At 54.1% G+C, this 10,353-nt stretch carries 10 protein-coding genes and 1 riboswitch; of the genes, 9 read left to right on the top strand and 1 reads right to left on the bottom strand.

The window, feature by feature from the left end; genetic code table 11:
• The 5 genes from VMT71_06060 to VMT71_06080 form a co-directional block, all read left to right on the top strand.
• Positions 1-289, top strand: a 289-nt coding sequence (locus VMT71_06060) for a hypothetical protein (GenBank protein ID HVN23515.1), incomplete at its 5' end; no start/stop codon positions are given.
• Between the two features lie 20 nt (positions 290-309).
• Positions 310-1,077 carry a hypothetical protein gene (locus tag VMT71_06065; protein ID HVN23516.1) on the top strand — a complete coding sequence of 256 codons (768 nt, stop codon included), beginning with the start codon at positions 310-312 and terminating at the stop codon, positions 1,075-1,077.
• Between the two features lie 10 nt (positions 1,078-1,087).
• On the top strand, positions 1,088-2,887 hold the full coding sequence (locus tag VMT71_06070) for a PilX N-terminal domain-containing pilus assembly protein (protein HVN23517.1): 1,800 nt from the start codon (positions 1,088-1,090) through the stop codon (positions 2,885-2,887).
• Positions 2,888-3,209: 322 nt separating this feature from the next.
• Entirely contained in the window at positions 3,210-4,169 is a 960-nt protein-coding gene (locus VMT71_06075) for an ABC transporter ATP-binding protein (protein ID HVN23518.1), read from the top strand.
• Entirely contained in the window at positions 4,148-5,074 is a 927-nt protein-coding gene (locus tag VMT71_06080; protein HVN23519.1) for an oligopeptide/dipeptide ABC transporter ATP-binding protein, read from the top strand. Before VMT71_06075 ends, VMT71_06080 begins: the two co-directional genes overlap by 22 nt.
• Here VMT71_06080 and VMT71_06085 read toward each other — a convergent pair.
• The gene (locus VMT71_06085; GenBank protein HVN23520.1) at positions 5,037-6,527 is read right to left on the bottom strand and encodes a glycosyltransferase; all 1,491 of its coding nucleotides are present in this window, start codon (positions 6,525-6,527) and stop codon (positions 5,037-5,039) included. The genes VMT71_06080 and VMT71_06085 overlap by 38 nt on opposite strands.
• A gap of 107 nt (positions 6,528-6,634) precedes the next feature.
• Positions 6,635-6,726, bottom strand: a riboswitch (cyclic di-GMP riboswitch).
• A gap of 137 nt (positions 6,727-6,863) precedes the next feature.
• Here VMT71_06085 and VMT71_06090 point away from each other — a divergent pair.
• From VMT71_06090 to VMT71_06105, 4 genes are all read left to right on the top strand, one after another.
• Positions 6,864-8,174, top strand: coding sequence for a sigma-54 dependent transcriptional regulator (locus tag VMT71_06090; GenBank protein ID HVN23521.1), 1,311 nt, complete (start codon positions 6,864-6,866; stop codon positions 8,172-8,174).
• 402 nt (positions 8,175-8,576) lie between these two features.
• A complete protein-coding gene (locus tag VMT71_06095) occupies positions 8,577-9,029 on the top strand; it encodes a pilin (GenBank protein HVN23522.1) in 453 nt (150 codons plus the stop codon).
• Positions 9,030-9,216: 187 nt separating this feature from the next.
• On the top strand, positions 9,217-9,993 hold the full coding sequence (locus VMT71_06100) for a prepilin peptidase (protein HVN23523.1): 777 nt from the start codon (positions 9,217-9,219) through the stop codon (positions 9,991-9,993).
• Positions 9,962-10,353, top strand: a 392-nt coding sequence (locus VMT71_06105) for a prepilin-type N-terminal cleavage/methylation domain-containing protein (GenBank protein HVN23524.1), incomplete at its 3' end; no start/stop codon positions are given. The genes VMT71_06100 and VMT71_06105, both read left to right, overlap by 32 nt.

The raw sequence follows: 10,353 nt of genomic DNA on the forward strand, positions 1-10,353 counted from the left end.
TGCCATAGGAGCTGTGGTGTTCGCGCAGATGCAACTATTGAGCATCAGGGGAAGCTCCTTCGGCAAAGACGCGCTGACAGCGATCACGCTCGGCCAGCAGAATCTAGAGCAACTCAAGAGCACGCCGTTCAACGGGATCGCAAGCAACACGCTCACGTCCGGTAACATGACGGTGACCTGGACGGTTACCACCTCCGGGACAGCGCCGAGCCGGTACAAAACAATTCTGATGACGGTCACATGGGGAACCAAAAGCATAAGCTTCAGCACCATCATATCCGAAGTGTAAAGGGTAAGGCAGGGCTTACGATGGTTGAGCTCTTGATTGCGCTATTCTTGGGCAGTCTCGTCGTGCTGACCTTCTACCAGCTTCTCATAACGCAGAACAAGACCTATGCCCTCTATGACGACACGGCGGAAATGCAGCAGAACTTGCGCGCGGCAGTGGACAGGATCTCGCGTGACGCCATGGCAGCCGGCTGTGGCAAACCCCTCTGGTCCACGATCAACGGCGTCGACGCCTCTTCATGGTACAACGCAGGCAACGGCTGGACACCCTACCGCGTCAGTACCAATGGCAGCAACAACAATCTCGACCTGGTCGGCTGCTTCAGCCCTACCGTAAGCCATCTTAATGTCGACGCAGCGGTGAGCGCCACTACGATAACCCTGAACAGCGCGGAAGGAGGCAATTTCAACACGTCCAACTCACAGGACATCAGCATCGGTACAGCTGAGAACGCAAAGGTGGTCTTCGTGTCGGGCGACACGCTTACCATTGATACGAATCCTTCAATGGGCGGCAATCAGGGATTGGCGCTTCTTGAGCCGGCGAATACGTATGTCTGCGGGGTGACGTGGGTTACATACAGCATCGGCGCCGGCAACGTGCTCTATGCAGATGCGCATCAGGGGCTGGGCAACCAGGCCGTAGCCCAGGACATCTCCGCCATGACCCTCACTCTCACAGGCAAGCTGCTGACCATAAATCTGACGGGAAGAACCGCCATTCCGGATAGGACGACGGGTCAGTACATAACCTCGCAGGTGACCAACCAGGTGTTTCTGAGAAATTGAGGTGATGAGAATGAAACAGCAGATAGAAGAGTGCCAGCGATCGGGTGCAAGAACGGGCGCGCTGCGGTGCCTTGAATGGGTGGCGAACCGGATGCCCAACCTGAAGAAGGGAATGCGGAGACCGACGGGGGACGAGAAGGGCATGGTGGTCATGCTTGTGCTGATTCTCATCATCACCTTGTCCCTGCTCGCCGCCGCTGCGAACCGGAACGTGGTGACTGACGTCGCCATCGCTTCCAACCATCTTGGCTCGGTGCAGGCGTTCTATGCCGCGGACGCTGCGTCCCAGTACGGCTACAACCAGCTCTGGCAGCAACTTCAGCTGATCAACCCGAACACCGCCTCTATCACCCCTCCCGCTCTCGCAGGCTACACGATCTCCTATTCCGGGGCTTCGTTCGTTCAGGCCATAGGCAATCGCGTTCAGCGGCCCGCCACCGGGACCTATGCCGGATTGTCGGCCTTTGTGCAGCGCTGGCGTATCGCTCCTACCGCCACGGAAAATAAGACCGGCGCGATGGGTATGGTGACTATTGATGTGGAAGACCAGCTGATCCCTATTTTCCAGTTTGGCGTCTTTTACAATCATGACCTCGAAATGCTCCCGGGCGCGAATATGACCTTCACGGCAGGTGCCAATGGCATAGGCAGAATCCATACGAACAGCAATGTCTATATGGCCGAATCGGGCTCCAGCGTGAGCCTCACGGTCAATGCACCGATCACATCGGCCGAGAATCTCTATGCGTATAGAAAAGATGGCGGTTCAACCAACCACAACGTTTATATCAGCAACGGCCAGGGTTCTACCCCCTTGCTTAACATCGACAGCACTTCAGCCAACTGGACCACCCAGTCGCAAACCACGTGGCTCGGGCAAGTAAAGACAGTAGACCACGGCATCACGGCGCTGAACGTGCCCATGCCCACGTCAACAGGCCAGCCGATCGACCTCGTGGGCACTGGAACAGGAAGCCTCTACCAGAGCGCGGGCCTTCGCATCGTCGACGGCGTGGCAAGGAATAAGAGCGGCGCTGCCCTGGATCTCCGCTATTACGACGCTACTTATAAGGATACGCACGGGAACCTTATCATCGACCCAGGCGGGGACGCCACCCATAATGTCAATCCCCTCACAACGGGCACTCTGTACGATTACCGACAGGGCGGCGTGCAGAACACGTATGATCTCGATTTGACAAAGCTCCAGAACAGTCCGGCTGCGATGGCTGCGCTTAACAACCCCCCTGCTTCCTGCGATCCCGGCATTCTCTACGTGTCCTCTACGTCTTCGACAGGTTCCAAGGCAGTACGGCTGGAGAACGGCGGAAGCATCCCGGCAACAGGACTCACGATCGCAACCAACAACCCTGTGTATGTCGAGGGCAACTACAACACCGCAAACAATCCCTCGGCCATTGCGGCAGACGCGGTCACCGTACTCTCGAGCAACTGGAGGGATACGTACAACTCGGGCACAAGTATCAGCAGCAGAACAGCAGCTGCGACAACCGTAAATGCCGCATTCATGGTTGGGAACAAGGATACAGCCGGCAGCCAATACAGCGGCGGGCTCGAGAACCTCGTACGTTTCCTGGAGAACTGGTCCGGCGTCAATTTCACTTACAGGGGCTCGCTCGTCTGTCTCTGGCAGAGCGCTCAGGCAAACTCCAACTGGCCGGGGACCGGAACCGTCTACAATCCGCCGAACCGGGTCTGGTCGTATGGTATCGATGTGAATCACCTGCCGCCGGGTACACCTCGCGTGCGGTATGTGATGAAGTTAGGCTGGCGCGTCGTAACCAACTGACGGCAATTCGGTTTCAAGCGTATACCTTCGTTATCGCTGCGTCGTTCTTCCTTGACGTACTATAAGTACGCCGGCGTCGAACTCCTCGCTGCTGCCTCGGTCTCCATCTCGAATCCGAATTGCCTCTAGCAGTTGCATCTTGAGCCTCCCATCCGAATCCAAATGCCACAAAGCCTGCTACTTAGCAGATATTAAGGACAGGACGGAAGGACCTTTTCGGAGCGAACGCAGCGGAAGGGCTGGGGAAGGTGCGAGCGGCCTATCCGCGCCTTGAAAGGCCCGGTCCGCCGTGCTACGCTTATTTCCTGATTTGTGTGAGTGTATGAGCTTACTTTCCGTTTCAGATCTCCACACGTATTTCTACGCCAACGGTACCATAACGAAAGCCGTGGACGGTGTCGATTTCGATATCGACAAAGGAGAAATCTTCGGCCTCGTGGGTGAGAGCGGCTGCGGAAAAACCATGACGGCGCTCTCCATAATGAAGCTGGTACCGCCTCCCGGCAGGATCGTGAAGGGAAGAATTCTGTTTGAGGATGTGGACTTGATTTCGCTCTCCCGCAAAGAAATGCAACAGGTACGCGGAAACAAGATGGGCATGGTTTTCCAGGAACCGTTGACGTCCCTCAATCCGGTACTTCGTGTCGGTGACCAACTCTCGGAAGGCCTTATTGTACATAAGGCACTTTCAAAGGAAGAAGCGAAGCAGATCTCCCTCGACCTCTTGCAGAAAGTGGGTCTCGATAAACCAGACAAACGCTACCTGCAGTATCCCCATCAGCTTTCCGGTGGGCAGCGGCAGCGAGTTTTGATTGCGATAGCCATCGCGTGCAATCCGTCCCTTATCATAGCAGACGAACCAACAACAGCGCTCGACGTCACAGTTGAAGCGCAAATCCTGCGCCTTCTCCAGCATGTGATCTCCGAATACCACCTGTCAATGCTTTTCATCACGCACAATCTGAATATAATTAGACGCACAGGGAATTCGATAGGGATCATGTATGCCGGAAGGATGGTGGAGAAGGGAAGGGTGAAACAGTTCTTTGAAGAGCCTCTGCATCCTTACAGCAAGGGGCTCCTGGATTCAATGCCGCGATTCTCGCACGACCGACGCAGGCTGAAGGCCATTCCCGGTGCAGTGCCGCGGCTATCCGACCTGCCTTCAGGATGCAAGTTTAACCCAAGGTGCCCTTACGTGATGGATAGGTGCAAGGTAGACGAGCCACCTATGTATGCGGTGCAGGAAAGACTGGTGCGATGCTATCTGTATCAGAACTGAGAAAGACCTACGAAATACGAAGAACCCCTTTCGCTGTGCATAAGGAGGCGATACGCGCGGTGAATAACGTCTCTTTTGAGCTGGCTAAGGGACAGACCCTTGGGCTTGTGGGAGAGAGCGGCTGCGGCAAAAGCACAGTAGCAAAATGCGTGACGATGCTCGAGAAGCCCGACGGGGGACGCATTTCCTTCATGGGGCGCGATTGGATCAACATTCCACACAAGGAACGAATGCCTCTACGCAAGGAAATGCAGATCATATTTCAAGATCCTTTTTCCTCTCTCAACCCGAGAAAGAGAGTGTTTGCTGCGATTGCCGAACCGCTTCTGGTCCACCGCCTAGTAGCAAAGAAAGCCTTGGTAGAAAGGGTTCGCGAGTTATTGAAAAACGTCGGGCTCGACGAAGACTTCCTTGAGAAGTTTCCCCACGAGATGAGTGGGGGGCAAAGGCAGCGCGTGGCTATCGGCAGAGCCCTGGCAACCTCTCCTTCCTTCATCGTAGCCGATGAACCTGTCTCGTCACTCGATGTTTCCGTGCAGGCTCAGATAATCAATCTCTTTCTGGATATACGCGAGCGACTGGGTATTTCCATGCTTTTTATCTCTCACGATCTCAATATAGTGAGGTTTATTTCCGATCGTATTTTGGTCATGTACCAGGGCGTAGTTGTCGAATCGGGAGAGACTGAAGAGCTCTTTTCAAACCCGCTGCATCCGTACACCAGGGTACTCATGCATGCGTCAATCATGGCGGAGAATAGCGGCGAAGAGGAGGGCACACGCGAGGGAGATTGTTGCGTCTTTTCAGGGCGATGTGGCCAAAGAAGAGAGATGTGCTGCAAGGAGACGCCTTTACTCGCGGGGCCGTCTAACCATCGCGTTGCGTGTTTCCTTCACGAGAATTAGAGCTACAGTTCGGCGCGGGCCCTCGAGTGATCCAGGCCCCCTGGTGACGGCAGGTCAGAAAAGCGTACGGCATAATCCACTGACACGCTACAACCCAGAAGAATTCGTACAGAATCACCCAGAGAAAATCAGAGTCCTTTTCGTTGCGGTAGTATATGAGACTCATGGTCACGCCAAGCAGCGTGAGCATTACCGCATGACGGAAGAACCACAGTGGGGTAGCCACCATCAACAGCACGCAGCTCTGCCCAATGAGCAGATAGGGTATCACAAGAGTTGAAGCGACCAGTACCGAATTGATCCGGAAACCCCAGACGTAATCGGGACGAAACCGTTTAAAGAGATAGGTAAAGAGAAATAGAGTCTCCCGTATGTTGCTCCGGGCCCACCGGAGGAACATTTTCGACATGGCCACATAGGTAGTCGGCATTTCGCTCCATACGACAGCATTAGATTGGAAAACCGCGTGGTAGCCCTGCGCCGTGATGAGGTTTGTCAAAGCACGGTCTTCACCGGTTACACAGGGGGCTCCCATGAATGTCTGATTGATCCATCTGGAAAGGACCGACCTGACGGCCTTTGCCCGGTAGATGGAAAGTGCCCCTGGAGTGGTAAGCAACCCGCGCAACTCGTTCTGGTAAGCTCTTGAGAAACCAAACGAGAGTGAGAAGGAGACCTTGAGGAAACGGGTTATAAGACTGTCATTGCGGTTCAGCACCTTAACATTGCCGGCCACACAGCCAATTTTTTTATCGCGTACCAGAGCGCTGACTCCGTTTGTAAACGCATCGCGCTCCACAATGCTATCGGAATCAACAGTGATCCATATCTCACCCCGGGCCTTGCAAAAACCCGCATAAAGAGCGTTTCTCTTGCCTTTGTTTTCAGGACTTCGAATAGTGAGGACATCGATGGGCGCTTGGCGGGCAGCCCTACGGATGTGCTGCCATGTGTCATCAGTGCTCCCGTCGTCGACGACAATTACCTCGAGTCTGTCCCTCGGATAAGAACAATGTGTGGCGGACAGGATGGATTCTTGCACGAGAGCACCCTCGTTGTAAGCAGGGATGATCACGGAGACAAAGGGCAACTCGCTCTCCTGCACAGCCGGCAACGGACGGTAACGGAGCCAGAGATAGACACGCCATACCATAGCCGCGTAATGAATCAAGCCATAGCTTGTTAAAGAGAAAAGCCAGAGAGTGCCAAAAGGGGTATCAGGAACCAGCCTGAAGAGCGTGGTGAAAATCCCCGACCACCAGGCCGCAGCGAGAACTGAGGCAGCGGCAAAAGCGATCGCACACTTCGCCCAGAGCTCCCACCGTGGGATACCCGAAAGGCCCGGCCCCGAGTACCGAAGCGTAGAGCTGTGCACGAGTCTCAGGGGAGGCGAAAATGGAGTAGAGTTGGAAGAAGGTTCGGGCGCGCCGTGCTCAAGACCAGATGATAGCACTCTATTCCTCCCACAAGATGCAGTTCTCGTGCCGCATCATCCGGGAGGTGCACAGGGCGCTTGTGCGGTCGCTCCTTGCCATACACGCAGGAGCAACCCTTGCATCACCCGGCAACCCTGCTGCCATAGCACTGTACAACAGAGCTTTAGGCCAGTGGCTTTGCGTCCCATTCTTTCGAATGGTTTGCCTTTATCAGGTTCGTAGTTGTTTTCGGACTATCCAAAAAAAACTTGAGATGCGCAGCCCTATAATATTCGCCCGGGAAAAATCTATTTAAAACTTATGCGGATGCGCCGATAACACTAATAAGTCACGTGTGGCACTGATGGTGCGCTTTGCTTAGAGTCTTTCTTTCGGTTAAGAATTCACCCACCGATTTCCTTCCCGTTCTGGAAGGACACCAGGTGGACGTGCACAATGGCAATGGAAGTCTCCAGCAAAAAGTAGTTTCCGGCAATTACAACCTTGTGTTGTCGGATGCCGATTCTTCAGTGGTGCCGTCCATCAAGCTCGCAGATCCAAGGGTGGAAGTAATTCTGTTCGGCCACAATGGTGAGGATGGGGTCGAAGCGATCAGGGAGGGCGCCTGGGCTCATTTTCCAATACCCCTCGATCTCGACCGGCTTAAGGCGGCAATCGACGACATAGCCGACATGTTCGAGGTAAGGAAAGAGACTGCGCGCCTCGAAGAACAACTTGATTCGAAGTACACGTTCGCAGGCATTGTCGCTAGAAACCCGAAGATGCTGGAGATCTGCTCCTTCATAAGAAGGATAGCACCCTATTTCAAGATGGTCACCATTATGGGTGAGACCGGAACAGGAAAAGAGATTGTTGCCAGGGCCATCCACAGCTTGAGCGCAAAACAGAAAGATCCGCTGCTCGTGTGCAATTGCGGTGGATTCGTCGAGTCCCTCATCGAGTCTGAGTTGTTCGGCCACAAACAGGGCTCATTTACCGGCGCAATTAAGGACAAGGTCGGCCTGTTCGAGGCTGCCGGTGAAGGCACCCTCTTTCTCGATGAGATAGGGGAACTCCCTCTTTCATTTCAGCCTCACCTGCTCAGAGTACTGCAGAACGGAGAATTCAGGCCGGTCGGAAGCAGCCAGGTGATACATGCCAAATGCCGTGTAATAGCTGCAACGAGCAAGAACCTTTCCCATGAGGCGAAGAACGGCAGGTTCCGGGAAGACCTCTTCTACAGGGTCACGCCCCTGGTAATCACAGTCCCTCCGCTTCGCGAACGTAAGGACGACATACCGCTGCTCTCGCGCTTCTTCCTCAATAAATCGAATGCCGCCACAGGAAAAAAGATCGTGGGCATCTCGAGGGCCGCCCAGGCTCTCCTGATGTCGCATGACTGGCCGGGCAATGTGCGCGAGCTGGAAAATGTTATCGAGCAATCGGTGATTCTTGCGACAGAGTCGTTCATAAAGGTGGAACATCTGCCCGCCTATCTGCGGGAGTCGAATCACAGGCGTTCTGCCTCAGGCTCATCTCTTGCCGCCGTCATAAGGAACCACCTGGAGGCGACCCTCGCTGCCTGCGATGGAAATAAAAGCGAGACAGCGCGAAGACTGGGTCTGAGCAGGCGCGCGCTCTTACGCTGGATCGAGAAATATAGCATAACTCAATCAGCAGAATGAGCGTCAGAGCATGATCAACCGGACAGCCGAAAACGCCCAGCATACCAAAAACGGCCACACGCTGTGCTCTGCGCACTCCGGCAATCCAGGGGGCCTCTAATTTCTGGGGTTTGCGTCATGAGGACAGAGCGAAAGCGGCCCGAGATGATCATGGTCGAAAAAGCAAGACAGGCCAAAAACGCCCAGCACTGTTTATCTCGTAAGGAGGTCCCATGTGTGAAACCCAGCTGTCATGTGGAGTTACAGACTTGATAGCGTTGGCATACGCCTTGCATTTTACCCGGCGATGGACGCATGTTCACAAGAGATTCGGAAAACCAATTATAGGGGGAGGGAGGTGAAAGAAAGCTACCAATCGGCAACAAAGGAATTTATAATCAAAAATCCCAGGAGGAATGCAACATGAAGATTAGAAGAGGCACGAAAGGTTTTACCCTGATAGAATTATTGATCGTTATTGCAATCATCGGTATTCTCGCAGCCATCGCAATTCCAGCATACACAGGATACACTGGCAGGGCAAAGATTGCAGGCGTTGTCCATTCCATGGGCGCCATAAAGACGGCAGTGTCAGCCTATTTTGTCGAGAATGGCTCAACTCCAGTGGCAGCCAATGTCGCTGCCATCAAGACCAATTATGGTATCGACGTGGCTGCACAGTATGCAGCATTCGACGTGGCTGCTGGTGTCGGTACCTGTGGCGTCATAACAGCCGGGATAGGCACAGCTAAAGGGGCGCTGAATGACGTGAACACTGACGTCAACGGCCAGACACTCACGCTGACGCCGGACGGGACCTGCAAGACCTGGACTTGGGGTGGATCAGTACCTGTCTCCTATATGCCGAAAAGCTAGTTAGCGTTCTATTACTTTGAAGGGGGCTTGATGCCAGGCCCCCTTTCTTTGGCATGCGAGGAAAAAACGATAGTTATAGTAGTCGGACATGCTCATCGCGTTCCTTGCGACGAGCATGTCTCTTGCTATGCGCGGGGGCAACGCCCACGCCTCTGCTCAGAATGTGTGGTAAGATGATGGATACGTGATGAACATAGCCCCGAACTTGCTTTTCTTTGTGCTGGGCGCAGTGATCGGCAGTTTCCTCAACGTCTGCATTTACAGACTCCCCAGAGAAAGATCTATCGTAACGCCGGGCTCTTCATGCCCGCACTGCGGAGCACACATAGCCTTCTACGATAATATACCCTTCGTCAGCTACCTGGTGCTGAAAGGCAAATGCCGCCACTGCGGTGCTCGCATCTCGTTGCAGTACGTCACGGTCGAACTCTTAACCGCTCTGCTGTACGCGGTTGTTTTTCAACTCTATGGTTTCTCGCTTGACCTCGCGGTGATGTTGCTCTTTGTCTCTCTTCTGATTGTCATATCTTTCATTGATCTTGAGTTCAAGATTATTCCAGATGTGCTCAGCCTGGGAGGCGTGATGGCGGGAGGTGCGCTCTGCTTTTTCAGGTCCACTTTCAATTATGTGGACGCCTTACTGGGAATAGTACTAGGTGGAGGCATACTCTGGGCCATTGCCGCTGGCTACGAGTTACTGCGTAAGCGCGAAGGCATGGGCGGGGGAGACATCAAGCTCCTGGCCATGATCGGCGCATTTTGCGGCATAAAGGGGGTCCTCTTCGCTCTTGTTTTCGGCTCCTTATTCGGCACCCTCGTCGGTATTCCAGTGATGCTCATCAAGCATGAGGACACGAAGTATGCCATTCCCTTCGGGCCCTTTCTCTCTCTTGGAGCGCTCTTCTACGTCCTGGCAGGTAACAGGGTGATGTATGCCTTCCTCAGTCTCATGTCGCCGCAATGAGCCTCCCTCTCGAGGGCTTACCCTACTCGAACTGCTCGTTGTCCTGATAGTCCTTGCTGTCTGTGTAACGCTCGCACTACCGAATCTTTCGGGATGGATCGAGAAGTACACGGTATGGAAGGCAGCGCGACAACTGGTGACCGACCTGCAGCTGGCGAAGATGAGGGCGGTTTCTCATGGGGTGCAACACAGGGTAGCGTTTGATGCTGCACACGGGTCATATATCATAGAACAGGGTAACGCTTCGAAAGGATCAACCACGTGGGCTCCTGTCGGCGTTGTCCGTGATCTCTCTGGCCCGCAGAACCCCCACTACGCTAGAGGCGTGATGTTATCCACGAATTTTACGGATCACGTGGT

It is taken from the genome of Syntrophorhabdales bacterium, assembly GCA_035541455.1.
Taxonomy (GTDB): domain Bacteria; phylum Desulfobacterota; class Syntrophorhabdia; order Syntrophorhabdales; family WCHB1-27; genus JADGQN01.